Here is a 14,999-nt window from a genome sequence, read left to right as displayed (position 1 = left end):
AAGTGTTTGTCTAGCATCATAAATAAAAATTGACGTTTCACGTTGTTTGTTTCGTTTAGTTTTCAAAGTTCAATATCGCGTTTCAGCGACTTTTATAATTTATCACATTCAAATGTGAGTGTCAACTTCTTTTTTTCTTTTGTCGTTGACGACGTTTATTAATTTACCATATTAATAGTTTATACGTCAATACTTTTTCAAAAAAAAGAATACCAGGCTAGAAAACATAACTTTTCTAACCTGGTAAAACATATAATTTAATGACTATAAGCGCCCCTACACCCGGTAAACCTAAAAACCCTGAAATAAATGTAGTACCGACATTAATAGGAAGATGAAAGTTAAATCGCGCGCCCACTACATTGACAGCAAACAGCAACAAAGCTCCTATTACAATTTTGACGAGCGGCCTTCCTATAAAACGAAACGACTTCATAGGAGCACCTACAATTAATAAAAGAAAGATTAACGTTAATATACCGCCAATAATTAAACGTTTTTCCATACTGTCCTCTCCCTTACAACTTGTACACTATATTTGTATGGGAAAAAGAAAAAAAAAGACCGTTAAAATTTCTTCTTCAAAATAAAAAGTCGAATGGAACATGCATGTTCCGTTCGACCTCGTCTTTACAACCCCATTTTTACAGGACGTCTTTTCGCTTCCTTAAGTAGATAGAAATACTTCGCTTCCGCCAATTTCAAATGACACAGCACATCCTCTGAGGGTTCAATACTTTGTGCTACAATTCTTTTTTGACGCATCCACTCTACCTTTACTTGTTCTAGCAATGCGATTAATTTTTCGTCATATTCTTTGCGCAACTTCCCTTTTTTCTGAAAAAGCATCTCTATTTCTCCTACTTATTATAATTCTCTGCGGCCTTCTAACGCCTTTGATAGCGTTACCTCATCCGCATATTCTAAATCACCGCCAACCGGCAGGCCGTGTGCAATGCGCGTCACTTTAATACCAGTCGGCTTCAACAGACGAGAAATGTACATCGCTGTCGCTTCTCCTTCAATGTTCGGGTTTGTCGCCAAAATAACCTCTTGTACTGTTTCATCGTGTAGTCGCTTTAACAACTGAGGAATATTAATATCTTCCGGACCAATTCCCTCCATCGGAGAAATAGCACCGTTTAACACATGATATACTCCCCGATATTCTTTCATCTTCTCCATTGCGATGACATCTTTCGGCTCTTGTACAACACAAACAATCGATTGATCACGATGAGAGTCATCACAAATATAACAAGGATCTTTATCCGTTATATGACCACAAATAGAGCAATACGTTAGGTTTCGCTTTGCATTTACAAGTGACTTCGCAAAATCTAATACATCATCTTCTTTCATATCCAATACGAAAAAGGCCAGGCGAACAGCCGTTTTCGGTCCGATTCCTGGCAATTTCATAAAGCTATCAATCAGCTTTGAGATTGGTTCTGGGTAGTGCATCTATGACCAACCTCCTAGAACATACCGCCCGGTAAATTCAATCCTTGTGTAAATTGTCCCATTGTAGAAGCTGATAGCTCTTCTGCTTTCTTTAATGCATCATTCGTTGCAGCTAATACAAGGTCTTGTAACATTTCGATATCTTCTGGATCTACAACTTCTTCTTTAATTTTCACTTCTAAAATTTGCTTATGTCCATTTGCGATAACTGTTACCATACCACCGCCAGCTGTTCCCTCAATTGTTTTTTCACCAAGTTCCTCTTGCGCTTTCGCCATTTGTTTTTGCATTTTTTGCATTTGTTTCATCATGTTATTCATATTTCCCATTCCACGCATCATAATAATTCCTCCTAATTATTTTTTAATGGATATTTATAATTTAAAAAGAAAAGTCCATTTAAGACGTATTTTATTCTCTTATTTCAATTAATTGTTCTCCCACTATCTTTACAGCTTCTTCGATAAGAGGGTCTTTCGGCTTTTCCGCTTCCTCTGAAGGACTACCTTCATGTTGTAAGAAGCCCTCACGAATTTTTCCCCATTCACTTTGTGGGATTGCAATCATTTGCAACCTCTTTCCAAACAGTTCAAAGAGAATTTGCTCTACCGTATCTGTTGCCTCACGATTTTCACTCGCCATTTTACAATGTATTTCATACTTAAAAGCCAGAACATAAGAAGTAGTAGAAGCTGCGACTGGCTCACTGTTTTCTAATAAAACCGCATAAGCAACTTTATTATAATTTTTCAATCGCTCTAACAGTTCACCCCATGCACTCTTTAGTTGCTCTAAATCTTTACGAGTCGCTTGCTTTAACACTTCATGAACACGCCCAACTGGTATTTTCATGCTACCAGAGCGAGCCGGCTTCGGTGTGACCTTTGTTTCCCTCACGTCTTGTTGCGTAGGTACACCATGCTGCTTCATATTTTCTAATTCCTGTTCTAATTGCTGCATTCTTTGTAAAACAGCTTGCAAACGATCCGCTCCATTTACTTTCATCGCAAATTGCTGACACAGTTGCACCATAACCACCTCTAAAAAAATACGAGGATGATTTGTCCACTTCATTTCTTGTTGGCTTTTACTAAGCGTATGAATAATTTCATAAATCGTTTCAGGTTGCATATCCTGACTTAACTTACGAAATGAATCATCAACAATAACTCTCTCTAACATATCTTCTAGCTGTGGTGAAGTTTGATACAAAAGCATATCACGATAATAGTAAATGAAGTCTTCCATGAAGCGAAGCGGATCTTTCCCTTGATTCATAATATCATCAACAATACGCAGCGCTTTTGATACATCATTTTCATAGATGCATCCTACAAGGTCCGCTAAATATCGCTGCGAAACAGAACCTGTAACTGCTAATACATCTTCTACTGTTACTACTTCATCACTATAAGAAATAGCTTGATCAATTAAACTTAATGCATCACGCATACCGCCTTCTGCAGCACGCGCTACAATTTGAAGCGCTTCCTCGTCCACTTTCGTTCCTTCGTTGTTTACAACAGTTGTTAATCGTTCAACAATATCATGCACTGATATTTTTCGAAATTCAAAGCGCTGACAACGAGAAATAATTGTCGGTGGAATTTTATGCGGTTCTGTCGTTGCTAAAATAAAGATAACATGCTGCGGGGGCTCTTCTAATGTTTTTAATAACGCATTAAAAGCACCCATAGAAAGCATGTGAACTTCATCAATAATATATACTTTATAGCGAACTTCGCTTGGAGCATATTTTACTTTATCTCTTATATCTCGAATTTCATCTACACCGTTATTCGAAGCCGCGTCAATTTCTAATACATCTGAAATAGCGCCTTGCGTAATCCCTAAGCATGCAGGACATTCATTACAAGGTTCAGCTGTAGGAGCATGCTCACAGTTGATTGCTTTGGCAAATACCTTTGCAATTGTTGTTTTCCCTGTTCCCCTTGGGCCAGAAAACACATAGGCATGTGATGCTTTCTCTTGAAGAAGGGCATTTTGCAACGTTTTCGTTACGTGCTTTTGACCGACTACATCTTCAAATTTTTGCGGTCTCCATGTTCGGTATAACGCCTGGTATGACACGAAAATACGGCCTCCCCCAAAGGTTATTATCTCGGTTATCCCGCTATTTGTGAACAGTAATCCCCAGCTTAAAACTAGAAAGTTAGATGGGAGATAAACTGCCCGTAAAAGCCCGATTCGTTCGACTGATAATCAGTGGGGGATAAATAATCACCCACTGATTAAAGTTTCATCTTATTATAACCTATTCTGATTATAGATTCCAAAAGTTATTTTCCATACAAAAAACTCATCCTATTCATATAGGATGAGTTTTATATGCATATATAACTGCCGTGCACCTTCTGTCGATTACGTACCATAAGCGTTACTTAAGCAGTTAGCTCGGTTCAGGCACTCCTGCGGCACACGAGAAGACCCGCTTATTGCTGCTTCCTTCCGGACCTGACAAGGTTCACGGGGTCTCGTTGCGCAGGACCAAAACGTCAACACCACTTACTTAAGGCAGACCCTACAGTAACATAACCTCGAGAAGGGATTCGGCCTCGCTAGAGCGGATTGCGAGTACAGGGCACCGCTACCTCCCCGCTTAGCACGGCAAAGTTAAAACCATATTTAGTTGTCTTATCTGAAGACAATATCAGTATAACTTGTTTCCTAAAAAATTGCAACGTGTTAACAAAGACTATTTTTATCCAATTTTTCCTTCTCTTTCTTCCTTCCTCTTTTTGCGTAGTTCTCGGAAAAAGCTTGTTAATAAAGCTCCACACTCTTCTTCTAATACCCCGGCCACAACTTCCGATTGATGATTAAACCGTTCCTCTGTTAATAAATTCATTAATGTGCCAGCACATCCACCTTTTGGATCACTCGCTCCGTATACGACACGTTTTACACGTGATAATACAATTGCACCAGCACACATTGGACACGGTTCTAATGTGACATATAGAGTTGCATTTTCCAAACGCCATGTTCCTAACTTTTTGCACGCATCATCAATTGCTAACAATTCAGCATGAGCAATTGACCTCTGCTCTGTTTCACGCAAGTTATACGCTCGACTTACCACTTCATCATCCACTACAACAACTGCCCCAATCGGTACCTCTTGTATTTCTTCAGCTTTTTTAGCTTCTTCTATTGCGAGCTTCATAAAATAAATATCTTCTTCCATAACAAAATCCTTTCATCACAAATAACTTTTCTATATTCAATCCAATCTAAAGAGAAAGGAAAGGAGATTACATATGAAAAATACAGCACTTCTTATTATTGATATGATTAATGACTTTCAATTTTCACATGGACCTATCTTAGCACGAAAATGCCTAAATATTACAGAATCCATTTTACAACTCAAACAAAAAATGAAAAACGCTGGCTTTCCAGTTATTTATATAAATGATCATTATCATTTATGGAGAGCTGATATTAATGAAATTATTACCTATTGCACAAATGAATATAGCCAAGAAATTATAAAAAAAATAGCACCCACAAACGATGATTATATTTTTATTAAACCACATTATTCCGCTTTTTATGAAACACCATTAAATTCATTGTTAGGTCATTTAAAAATAGAAAATCTCATTTTAACAGGGGTAGCTGGAAATATATGTATTCTTTTTACCGCAAATGATGCTCATATGAGAAATTATCAATTATACGTACCCGAAGATTGTATTGCCTCGAATTGCGACCAAGATAATAAACACGCCCTGCACATTATGCAAACAACTTTAAAAGCAAACACTTCCCCATCATTTGATTTAAAGTTGTAACAACATAGGTCGATTTTATAACTTTTTATGACAAACTAGTCCTTTCTGCCTCCTCTTATGCTACAATAATTCTGTTTTGTGCTTTTTATTAGTGCTAAATCATGTTTTGAAAGGAGGCAACAACGTGACCGGAGTACCATTTATTACGGTCGAAGGACCAATTGGTGTCGGAAAAACTTCACTCGCAAAAGCGATATCGACTCACATGCAACTCCATTTATTGAAAGAAATCGTTGATGAGAATCCTTTCTTAGGCAAGTTTTATGAAGACATCCAAGAATGGAGTTTTCAAACTGAAATGTTTTTCCTCTGCAACCGTTATAAGCAACTAGAAGACATCGATACAAAATATTTAAAACAACGCATGCCTGTTGTAGCAGATTACCATATATTCAAAAATTTAATTTTTGCATCTCGAACCTTACAGGGTCCTCAGTACAAAAAGTACATGCAAATTTATCGTATCTTAACAGAAGATATGCCTGTTCCGAACGTCATCGTGTATATAACAGCAAGTTTAGAGACTCTACAAAAACGCATTGCCATGCGTGGACGTGAATTCGAAAAAAAAATAGATCCTAATTATTTATTGCAACTCATTGAAGATTACGAAGTAGCAATGGAAGCATTCAAAAAAGATCATCCAGACATCCCTGTATTAAAATTCAACGGAGATAACATGGATTTTGTTCAACATAAATCAGACCTAAACGTAATCTTATCGACATTACAAAATACACTGACGAAGGAGATTATTCAGTAATGAATTTGAGACAAAAATACGATATTCCAAATGATGCTGTTATTACGATTGCAGGAACAGTGGGTGTCGGAAAATCCACAATGACAAACGCATTAGCAGATGCACTTGGTTACCGCACATCTTTTGAAAAAGTAGATTCTAATCCGTATTTAGACAAATTTTACAGTGACTTCACACGTTGGAGCTTCCACTTACAAGTTTATTTCTTAGCAGAACGTTTTAAAGAACAAAAAAGAATCTTCGAATACGGCGGTGGATTTATTCAAGACCGTTCTATTTATGAAGATACGGGAATTTTTGCAAAAATGCATTATGAAAAAGGAACAATGACTGCTACAGATTATGAAACGTATAAAAGCTTATTCGATGCAATGGTTATGACACCTTACTTCCCACACCCTAATTTACTCATTTATCTAGAAGGATCATTTGAAGATATTGTAGATCGTATTAAAGAGCGTGGAAGACCTATGGAACAGCAAACACCGATTGAGTATTGGAAAGAGATGCACGCACGCTATGAAAATTGGATTAATGATTTTAATGCTTGCCCTATACTACGTCTTAATATTAATGAATATGATATTTTACAAAATGAAAATTCAATTGAACCAATCGTTAAGAAAATTGGTCACTTTTTACAACAAACACGTAAACTTGTAAAATAAAAAACCCGTGCAATTGCACGGGTTTTTCCTATGAACTTAGTTTTTCTTTTTGGTCGGAGCAATAATTTCGCTCTCTGATTTTCCGGCATTAATGCGCTGACGTACAGTGCTTACACTAATATCATACGCCTCAGCAATTTCTTTTACCGTCATTTCTGTCCCGTTAATAACAGCCGTAATTACTTTACGTTTTGCAGCTGCTTGTTTTTCGATTTGCTTTGGCGCTTCTACTTTCTTCACTTCTTGTTTCACATCACAGATGCAACCACTAAGTTTACGAAATGTTTCATCACTTACAATACGAGATACGTTCGCAGCACTGTTTAAAATTTTATTTTTCTTGCAAACGGGGCATTGTACATAGTATAGTGTTTTTCCGTCAAGCGGAAACGTTTGTATAATAATATCCATGGTAGCTCCTTTCATATCTATGAAGATAATCCTCGGAATATGAGTGTTTCTATAAGAGATTACATCTCCTATATGCTACTTCCTGATTGGTTAAAATAAAAACTCGTTACGTGTTGGTAACGAGTTCTCCAATCTCCACTTATATGCGCTGTTGTCAATTATATATGGCGGAGGAAGAGGGATTCGAACCCCCGCGCGGCTCGCACCGCCTGTCGGTTTTCAAGACCGATCCCTTCAGCCAGACTTGGGTATTCCTCCGTATTCACATGACATGAAATATAATATCAAAAGAAAAACACTTCGTCAACCCTGCTATAATAGAAAAGGAAAGAGATTTTTTCTCTTTCCTTTTCATACAATTTATCCCGCATTAACGGGCAGTAAGCCCCCACTGATGGTTAGTTGAACCTTATCCTAATCTAATAAACAGTAAAATCTTCAGTATTCAATACAACCCTTCTCCTGTTGAAAGTTCTATTTACTCTTGCTGGATAATAAGAGATTTGTATGAATGAAATTTTATTTATTTAATTACTGTTTTTCCTCCCATATAAGGACGAAGAACTTCTGGAATGATGATAGAACCATCTTCTTGTTGATAGTTCTCTAAAATAGCAGCTACTGTGCGGCCAATTGCAAGTCCAGATCCGTTTAATGTATGAACATGCTCTGGTTTCGCATTTGTATCACGGCGGAAACGGATGTTTGCACGTCGCGCTTGGAATGCTTCAAAATTACTACAAGAAGAAATTTCACGATATGTACCGTAGCTAGGAATCCATACTTCGATATCGTATTTCTTCGCTGCTGTAAATCCTAAATCTCCTGTGCACATGCTCATTACACGGTATGGAAGTCCCAATAATTGTAATACACGCTCTGCATCATTTGTTAATTTTTCTAGTTCTTCATAAGAATCCTCAGGTTTTACAAATTTCACAAGTTCTACTTTATTAAATTGATGCTGACGAATTAAACCACGTGTATCACGACCAGCAGATCCTGCTTCAGAGCGGAAACATGCGCTAAATGCAGCATAATGAATTGGTAGTTGTTCTCCACTTAAGATCTCATCGCGATGTAAGTTTGTTACAGGTACTTCAGCTGTAGGAATTAAGAAATAGTCCTCACTCTCAATACGAAACGCATCTTCTTCAAACTTTGGAAGTTGTCCCGTACCCACCATACTTGTACGATTTACCATATATGGAGGCAAAATCTCTTCATAACCATGTTCTTCTGTATGAAGATCCAGCATGAAACTAATTAAAGCTCGCTCTAATCTTGCGCCTGCTCCTTTATAGAATACAAAGCGGCTACCTGTTACTTTCCCAGCGCGTTCAAAGTCTAGCATACCTAAATCTGTTGCAAGATCCCAGTGTGGTTTTGGTTCGAACGTAAATTCTGGAACTTCTCCCCACGTACGAGCTTGTACATTATCATCTTCCGTTTCGCCAACTGGTGTAGATTCATGTGGAATATTTGGAATAGATAGCATTAATCGCTCAAGATCTTCTTCCACTTTACGAAGCTCATTATCAAGCTCTTTAACTTTATCCCCTACTTCACGCATTTCTAAAATAAGTGCCTCTGCATCTTTCTTTTCACGTTTCAATACAGAAATCTGTTGAGATACTTCATTGCGTTTGCTTTTTAATTCTTCCGTTTGTACAAGTAGTTCTCTTCTTTTTGTGTCTAATTCTTCAAAACGCCCAAAGTCTGTTAAGTCTTCGCCTCTATGTTGCAATTTCGCTTTTACTTCTTCAAAGTTTGCACGCAAAAATTTAATATCAAGCATGGTAATTCCTCCTTTATTTTTAAAAAAACAAAAAACTCCCGTCCCTATACAAAGGGACGGGAGTTAACCCGCGTTGCCACCCTAATTGAAAGCATACTTGCTTTCCTCTCAAGTAGAAATAACGGCTCTTCACCGGAAATGCTTACTTGTCCAAAGACTGTTCCGCATTTCACTCCAGGATGGATTCACAAGCCGCTTCTATCGGTTTACACCAGCCACCGACTCTCTATAAGAAACGCTTCTTGCTACTACTTCCTATCAACACATTTGTCGTATAAAATAGTTACCATCAATTTACTATAATCTTGCACAAGTTGCAAGTCACTTATACGACTTTTTTCATTTTCGCTTCTTTCGCCATCTCTACGAAATAAGCCGTAACACGATGATCATCTGTTAATTCTGGATGGAAAGAAGCTGCTAATAAATGATTTTGTCGAACCGCTACCATGCGATCTTCATGTGTACATAATACTTCTACATGATCTTCTACATCGACAACATATGGCGCACGAATAAATACACCGATAAAGTCTTCGCCCACACCTTTCATAGAAAGGGCAGCCTCAAAGCTATCTTTTTGACGACCAAACGCATTGCGTTCAACGGTAATATCCATTACACCAATATGTGATTCTTCATATCCAATAAGGTTCTTTGCAAGTAAAATCATACCTGCACATGTACCAAACATCGGTTTTTCTGTTTTAGCAAATTCACGAAGCGGTTCCATGAAACCATATTTATCAATAAGACGGCGCATTGTTGTGCTTTCACCGCCTGGTAAAATAAGTCCATCTACTTCCTCTAGCTGCTCTGTACGTTTCACGATAATAGCTTGTGCACCACTTGCTTCTATTGCACGTACATGTTCACGAACAGCCCCTTGAAGTCCCAATACACCGATTGTAATCATTTCAAAAACTCCTTTAATTACCAACCGCGCTCTTGCATGCGTTGTTCTGGTAATAATGTTGAAATTTCAACACCTTTCATTGCATTACCCAGTCCTTTAGAAAGACGAGCAATTAATTCATAATCTTCATAATGTGTTGTTGCTTCAACAATTGCACGTGCAAATTTTTCTGGGTTTTCTGATTTGAAAATACCAGAACCTACGAATACACCATCTGCACCAAGTTGCATCATTAATGCAGCATCAGCTGGAGTTGCAACGCCGCCTGCTGCAAAGTTTACAACTGGTAAACGACCAAGACGTTTAATTTCAAGTAATACTTCATAAGGAGCACCAGTGTTTTTTGCATATGTCATTAATTCATCTTCACGCAGGCTCGCAACTTGACGAATTTCTGCGTTTACTTGACGCATATGACGTACAGCTTCTACAATATTCCCTGTGCCAGGCTCACCTTTTGTACGAAGCATAGATGCGCCTTCAGCAATACGACGCGCTGCTTCACCAATATCACGGCATCCACATACAAACGGAACAGTGTAATCACGTTTATTTAAATGGTACACTTCATCAGCCGGAGTTAATACTTCACTCTCATCAATATAGTCTACCCCTAATGATTCAAGTACACGCGCTTCCACAAGATGGCCAATACGACATTTTGCCATAACTGGAATTGATACAGCACCCATTACTTCTTCTACAATCGTTGGATCTGCCATACGCGAAACGCCACCTGCTGCACGAATATCAGCTGGAACACGTTCTAATGCCATAACAGCAACCGCACCTGCTGCTTCTGCAATTTTTGCTTGCTCAGCGTTAACTACGTCCATAATGACGCCGCCTTTTTGCATTTCTGCCATTCCACGTTTTACACGCTCTGTTCCTGTTACATTTATCATGTACAAAAACCCCCCTAGGTGAATTGCTTTTCCCCACTTACGACGAAAAGTAAGAATACTCTTACATTCTACCATTACTTATTAGAGGCTTGTCTACTATTTTTTTGATAAAATCGGTGCGAAAAACAGGAAATAAAAAAAGCCCCCCTATGGGGAGCTCTTAGAACCAGCCTTTTACAGTATCAACTGCACCATTCCATATATCACTAAAAAAAGAACCAATGCTTCGCATAGAAAGAACAAACCAGTTTGCTTTCTCTACTTCTTGTTTTGTTACAAGATCTACTTGCATTGACTTACCAGTTAAAAATCCTACATCATTTGGATCTTTTGGTGATACTGTCATATAACCAAGTGTTGTACCCTTTTTGATTGGCGCTTCATTCTCTTTATTTACTGCTTTGAAATCTGTTTTATAAACATCTTTACTTCCTTTTGGCATTGGAAGTACAACTTCTTCCTTCGTTTGCACTGCTACATCTGTATCTTTTGCTTTATTCACATGAACTGTTTCATGACCTTTTACTTGAGAATTTTTCGGATATACTGTTTTCGTTTGGAAATTTGTAAAACCGTAATCAAATAGTTTCTTTGTTTCTGCAAAACGTGCTGTGTGAGATTTCGTATTAATAACAACAGAAATTAAACGCATACCATTACGTTCTGCTGTACCTGTAAAACAATCTCCAGCTTCTGGAGTAGAACCTGTTTTCAAACCATCTACCCCTTCATATTGCATAACTAATCCGGGTAACATCCAGTTCCAGTTATCCATGTTCACTGGATACTTTCCACCTTCTTGGAATGTCTTTTTCGGGATTTTAGATGTCTCTAACGTATCTGGATAATCTTTAATTAAATGCTGCGCTAAGATTGCACAATCTCTAGCAGACATTTTATTCTCTTCATCCGGAGTTGTCCCTTCAGGCTGCTTCCCTTTTAAATCTTTATTTGTTAATCCTGTACAGTTTACAAATTTATAGTTTTTTAACCCAAGCTCTTTCGCTTTGTCATTCATCATCTTAACAAAATTAGCTTCTGAACCACCGATTAATTCAGCTAAGGCAATCGTTGCACCATTTGCAGAATAAATTGCCATTGCCTCGTATAACTCTTTTACAGTATAAGTACCGCCATTTTCTAAAGGAACATTTGATAAAGAACGATCTTGTGAAATAATATGAGCATATTCAGAAATTTTTGTTTTTTGATCCCACTTAATTTTCCCTTTTGCGACTGCATCATGAACTAAATACTCACTCATTATTTTTGTCATACTCGCAATTGCTAATAGTTCATCTGGATTTTTTTGATATAAGATCTTTCCAGAATTTGCTTCCACTAAAATTGCCGCACCTGCATCAACATTCAAAGGAGCATTTGTTTCTGCAAATGCACTGCCGTATGTAAAAAACATGCTGCAAAATAGTGTAAGTACTGTTACAATTGCAATCATTTGCCTACGGAACATACCTGTCACTTTTGTTACCCCCAATATATTTGTACTCACATAAACGTTATTCTAACACAATCAAAAAAAAATAGACAGAGATACTAAATCTCTGTCTATTTTGATATCCGACATTATAATGAATAGTTTGGTGACTCTTTTGTAATTTGGACATCATGCGGATGACTTTCACGTAATCCAGCACCTGACATACGGATAAACTGTGCATTTTCACGTAAGAATGGTAGATCAGCTGCACCGCAATATCCCATACCTGCACGTAATCCACCAACTAATTGATGTACCGTATCCGCTAAAGGACCTTTAAATGGAACACGGCCTTCAATTCCTTCTGGAACAAGTTTTTTATTGCCTTCTTGGAAATAACGATCTTTACTTCCTTTTTCCATTGCTCCAACAGAACCCATACCGCGGTATACTTTAAATTGACGACCTTGGTAAATTTCTGTATCTCCAGGGCTTTCTGCTACACCAGCAAAAATACTTCCAAGCATAACAACGTGTGCACCTGCTGCTAATGCTTTTACAATATCACCAGAATATTTAATTCCACCGTCAGCAATGACTGGAACACCGTGTTTACGAGCTTCTGTCGCACAGTCATAAACTGCTGTTAACTGAGGAACACCAACACCAGCTACAACGCGTGTTGTACAAATAGAACCTGGTCCAATACCAACCTTAACAATATTTGCACCTGCTTCAATTAATTCACGAGTTGCTTCAGCTGTTGCAACGTTACCAGCAATAATATTTAATTTTGGATACTTTTCACGAACTTCTCTCACTTTGTCTAATACACCTTTTGAATGTCCATGAGCTGTATCAATAACAATTACATCAACATTTGCTTTTACTAAAGCATCGATGCGCTGCATTGCATCAGCTGTTACTCCAACAGCTGCACCTACTAATAAACGACCTTGTTTATCTTTTGCAGAGTTTGGAAACTCGATTACTTTTTCAATATCTTTAATTGTAATCAAGCCTTGTAATACGCCGTTATCATCAACAAGAGGGAGTTTTTCAATTTTATGTTTCTGTAAGATTTTTTCAGCATCTTCTAGTGTAGTATGAACTGGAGCTGTAATTAAATTTTCTTTCGTCATTACATCGGAAATCTTAATTGAATAATCTTGGATAAAACGCATATCACGGTTCGTAATAATGCCTACAAGTTTTCGCTCTCCTGCATCATTTACAATTGGAACACCTGAAATACGATATTTTCCCATCAAATGTTCTGCGTCAAACACTTGATGATCTGGAGTTAAAAAGAAAGGATCTGTAATAACGCCGCTTTCAGAGCGTTTTACTTTGTCTACTTGCTCAGCTTGTTGTTCAATAGACATGTTCTTATGAATAATTCCTAATCCACCTTGACGAGCCATTGCGATAGCCATATCAGCTTCTGTTACCGTATCCATACCTGCACTAATTAAAGGAATGTTTAATTGTAAACTTTCAGATAAAACTGTTTTCACGCTTACTTCTCTTGGTAATACATCAGATCTAGCTGGTACAAGTAATACATCATCAAACGTTAAACCTTCTTTAACAAATTTAGATTCCCACATAAATGATTCCCCCCATGATACCTGAAATTATTATTAGTAGCTTAACAATTGGTTAAAATACTGTCAAGAAAGACAGTATATGTTAGAATTTTCTAAAAATAAAAGGAGAGTATACAATGCAGCGTTCATCAATTACTTGGCAGAAATTAAGCTTCTTTCTTTCTTCTGCTCACACGCAACATTATCTTACCCATTGCTATAAAAAATTAGGTAATACAAATACTGAGAAAAAAAGTTTTGAAAATTGTTATCCATTTATTTATTACTTAGAGCATGGGAAAAATTACTATGAGTTATGTCATACTGCTCCATTTTCCATTAAACCAGTATTATTGTTTTATGGAATGAGCCAACTCCTAAAAGCTTGTTTGCTTACAGTCAATCCTGATTATCCGGAATCAACTTCTGTATTAGCACATGGGGTCACAACAAGAAAGCGAAAAAAACAAAGCTATCAGTTTATAGATGATGAAGTTAAAATACAAAAACATGGACTATTTACTCAAGTTGCGGAACAAATGTTTCATGTGAAACATTTAGAGGGAGAAAAATATACAATGGGGGAGTTACTACAACGAATCGCAGAACTAAAGGATTTATTCCTATACAGCAAAAGAAGAAATAAGCTATATAAACTAAACGAGGTGACAGAGAATATCTTTACTTTTCCTACTCATGTTTTAGATGCTTTTCATATGACAGAAGAACGTTTTATACGATATATGGAGGGGAGTTGCAAACATCTTAACATTCGATATACAAACGCTAAAGAAAATGACTCTTACTTGCATTTCACAGCTCCTATTAAACAATGGAATCCATTATACAGTGCACCTCTTACATATAATCACTATACAAATACCTATTATTTGCCTGCCAATGGCGAAACAGCTCCTGTTTTCCCAGAATTACTTACACACTATCTTTTGCTTTATAACTTAAGTATGATTTCCCGTTATGAAACAGATTGGTGGTACGATTTACTTGGAAGTTACTCTTCTGAAGATTATCCGTTTATCTTTCAATTTTTAGCTGTTACGGCTGAAAAAGTGCCATACTATATTTATTTATATTTAATGCATCAGCATAACGCTATTTCTTAGGAAATAAAAAAGACGAGTCCAATGACTCGTCTTTCGTTTGCCTGGCAACGTCCTACTCTCACAGGGACAAGGTCCCAACTACCATCGGCGCTAGAGAGCTTAACT

16 protein-coding genes, 1 tRNA gene, 1 other RNA gene and 1 other annotated feature are annotated in these 14,999 nt (G+C 37.3%); of the genes, 4 read left to right on the top strand and 14 right to left on the bottom strand.

From position 1 onward, the window contains the following. Nucleotides 1–235: 235 nt before the first annotated feature. The 7 genes from LRP84_RS21495 to tadA form a co-directional block, all read right to left on the bottom strand. Entirely contained in the window at nt 236–505 is a 270-nt protein-coding gene (locus tag LRP84_RS21495) for a pro-sigmaK processing inhibitor BofA family protein (protein ID WP_230576952.1), read from the bottom strand. Nucleotides 506–630: 125 nt separating this feature from the next. Then, nucleotides 631–849: a YaaL family protein gene (locus LRP84_RS21490; RefSeq protein ID WP_230576951.1), complete on the bottom strand. Its 219-nt coding sequence runs from the start codon at nt 847–849 to the stop codon at nt 631–633. Between the two features lie 18 nt (nt 850–867). Beyond that, nucleotides 868–1,464 (bottom strand): recombination mediator RecR, encoded by a 597-nt coding sequence (gene recR / locus LRP84_RS21485; protein ID WP_230576950.1) that lies wholly within the window; start codon nt 1,462–1,464, stop codon nt 868–870. 14 nt (nt 1,465–1,478) lie between these two features. After that, complete coding sequence (locus LRP84_RS21480) at nt 1,479–1,805, bottom strand: YbaB/EbfC family nucleoid-associated protein (protein ID WP_230576949.1); 327 nt, start codon at nt 1,803–1,805, stop codon at nt 1,479–1,481. 70 nt (nt 1,806–1,875) lie between these two features. Continuing rightward, nucleotides 1,876–3,555 (bottom strand): DNA polymerase III subunit gamma/tau, encoded by a 1,680-nt coding sequence (dnaX, locus tag LRP84_RS21475; RefSeq protein WP_230576948.1) that lies wholly within the window; start codon nt 3,553–3,555, stop codon nt 1,876–1,878. A gap of 273 nt (nt 3,556–3,828) precedes the next feature. Then, nucleotides 3,829–4,093: signal recognition particle sRNA large type (ffs, locus tag LRP84_RS21470), an RNA gene on the bottom strand. A gap of 93 nt (nt 4,094–4,186) precedes the next feature. Continuing rightward, on the bottom strand, nt 4,187–4,672 hold the full coding sequence (gene tadA, locus LRP84_RS21465; RefSeq protein ID WP_230576947.1) for a tRNA adenosine(34) deaminase TadA: 486 nt from the start codon (nt 4,670–4,672) through the stop codon (nt 4,187–4,189). A 73-nt stretch (nt 4,673–4,745) separates the two neighbouring features. On the opposite strand from tadA, the gene LRP84_RS21460 reads away from it, so the two are divergent. The 3 genes from LRP84_RS21460 to LRP84_RS21450 all read left to right on the top strand — a co-directional run bounded on the left by LRP84_RS21460 (nt 4,746) and on the right by LRP84_RS21450 (nt 6,713). After that, nucleotides 4,746–5,282: a cysteine hydrolase family protein gene (locus LRP84_RS21460; protein WP_230576946.1), complete on the top strand. Its 537-nt coding sequence runs from the start codon at nt 4,746–4,748 to the stop codon at nt 5,280–5,282. 124 nt (nt 5,283–5,406) lie between these two features. Beyond that, nucleotides 5,407–6,045, top strand: coding sequence for a deoxynucleoside kinase (locus tag LRP84_RS21455; RefSeq protein ID WP_230576945.1), 639 nt, complete (start codon nt 5,407–5,409; stop codon nt 6,043–6,045). Beyond that, entirely contained in the window at nt 6,045–6,713 is a 669-nt protein-coding gene (locus LRP84_RS21450) for a deoxynucleoside kinase (protein WP_230576944.1), read from the top strand. The genes LRP84_RS21455 and LRP84_RS21450 overlap by 1 nt, the downstream gene beginning before the upstream one ends. Nucleotides 6,714–6,749: 36 nt before the next feature. On the opposite strand, the gene LRP84_RS21445 is transcribed toward LRP84_RS21450, so the two are convergent. From LRP84_RS21445 to guaB, 7 genes are all read right to left on the bottom strand, one after another. Further along, a complete protein-coding gene (locus LRP84_RS21445) occupies nt 6,750–7,124 on the bottom strand; it encodes a sigma factor-like helix-turn-helix DNA-binding protein (RefSeq protein ID WP_176524702.1) in 375 nt (124 codons plus the stop codon). A 165-nt stretch (nt 7,125–7,289) separates the two neighbouring features. After that, nucleotides 7,290–7,382: transfer RNA gene (locus LRP84_RS21440), tRNA-Ser, on the bottom strand. 265 nt (nt 7,383–7,647) lie between these two features. Then, nucleotides 7,648–8,922: a serine--tRNA ligase gene (gene serS / locus LRP84_RS21435; RefSeq protein ID WP_230576943.1), complete on the bottom strand. Its 1,275-nt coding sequence runs from the start codon at nt 8,920–8,922 to the stop codon at nt 7,648–7,650. 49 nt (nt 8,923–8,971) lie between these two features. Further along, nucleotides 8,972–9,193 (bottom strand) — a binding site (T-box leader). Between the two features lie 54 nt (nt 9,194–9,247). Further along, a complete protein-coding gene (gene pdxT / locus LRP84_RS21430; RefSeq protein ID WP_230576942.1) occupies nt 9,248–9,838 on the bottom strand; it encodes a pyridoxal 5'-phosphate synthase glutaminase subunit PdxT in 591 nt (196 codons plus the stop codon). 17 nt (nt 9,839–9,855) lie between these two features. Next, nucleotides 9,856–10,743, bottom strand: coding sequence for a pyridoxal 5'-phosphate synthase lyase subunit PdxS (gene pdxS / locus LRP84_RS21425; protein WP_090920102.1), 888 nt, complete (start codon nt 10,741–10,743; stop codon nt 9,856–9,858). Nucleotides 10,744–10,903: 160 nt separating this feature from the next. Beyond that, nucleotides 10,904–12,223, bottom strand: coding sequence for a serine hydrolase (locus LRP84_RS21420; RefSeq protein WP_302850632.1), 1,320 nt, complete (start codon nt 12,221–12,223; stop codon nt 10,904–10,906). A 104-nt stretch (nt 12,224–12,327) separates the two neighbouring features. Beyond that, nucleotides 12,328–13,791: an IMP dehydrogenase gene (gene guaB, locus LRP84_RS21415; RefSeq protein WP_230576941.1), complete on the bottom strand. Its 1,464-nt coding sequence runs from the start codon at nt 13,789–13,791 to the stop codon at nt 12,328–12,330. Between the two features lie 116 nt (nt 13,792–13,907). On the opposite strand from guaB, the gene LRP84_RS21410 reads away from it, so the two are divergent. Continuing rightward, on the top strand, nt 13,908–14,894 hold the full coding sequence (locus LRP84_RS21410; protein ID WP_230576940.1) for a YaaC family protein: 987 nt from the start codon (nt 13,908–13,910) through the stop codon (nt 14,892–14,894). Nucleotides 14,895–14,999: the final 105 nt, after the last annotated feature.

Origin of the sequence: Bacillus rhizoplanae (genome assembly GCF_917563915.1) — a bacterium.
Classification (GTDB): Bacteria; Bacillota; Bacilli; order Bacillales; family Bacillaceae_G; genus Bacillus_A; species Bacillus_A rhizoplanae.
This window is presented reverse-complemented; position numbering and strand designations above follow the sequence as displayed.

Bases quoted from the DNA above. Each gene is read 5' to 3' on its own strand.
- LRP84_RS21495 (WP_230576952.1), bottom strand. From the start codon at position 505: ATGGAAAAACGTTTAATTATTGGCGGTATATTAACGTTAATCTTTCTT.
- LRP84_RS21490 (WP_230576951.1), bottom strand. From the start codon at position 849: ATGCTTTTTCAGAAAAAAGGGAAGTTGCGCAAAGAATATGACGAAAAA.
- recR (WP_230576950.1), bottom strand. From the start codon at position 1,464: ATGCACTACCCAGAACCAATCTCAAAGCTGATTGATAGCTTTATGAAA.
- LRP84_RS21480 (WP_230576949.1), bottom strand. From the start codon at position 1,805: ATGATGCGTGGAATGGGAAATATGAATAACATGATGAAACAAATGCAA.
- tadA (WP_230576947.1), bottom strand. From the start codon at position 4,672: ATGGAAGAAGATATTTATTTTATGAAGCTCGCAATAGAAGAAGCTAAA.
- LRP84_RS21460 (WP_230576946.1), top strand. From the start codon at position 4,746: ATGAAAAATACAGCACTTCTTATTATTGATATGATTAATGACTTTCAA.
- LRP84_RS21450 (WP_230576944.1), top strand. From the start codon at position 6,045: ATGAATTTGAGACAAAAATACGATATTCCAAATGATGCTGTTATTACG.
- LRP84_RS21445 (WP_176524702.1), bottom strand. From the start codon at position 7,124: ATGGATATTATTATACAAACGTTTCCGCTTGACGGAAAAACACTATAC.
- serS (WP_230576943.1), bottom strand. From the start codon at position 8,922: ATGCTTGATATTAAATTTTTGCGTGCAAACTTTGAAGAAGTAAAAGCG.
- pdxT (WP_230576942.1), bottom strand. From the start codon at position 9,838: ATGATTACAATCGGTGTATTGGGACTTCAAGGGGCTGTTCGTGAACAT.
- pdxS (WP_090920102.1), bottom strand. From the start codon at position 10,743: ATGATAAATGTAACAGGAACAGAGCGTGTAAAACGTGGAATGGCAGAA.
- guaB (WP_230576941.1), bottom strand. From the start codon at position 13,791: ATGTGGGAATCTAAATTTGTTAAAGAAGGTTTAACGTTTGATGATGTA.
- LRP84_RS21410 (WP_230576940.1), top strand. From the start codon at position 13,908: ATGCAGCGTTCATCAATTACTTGGCAGAAATTAAGCTTCTTTCTTTCT.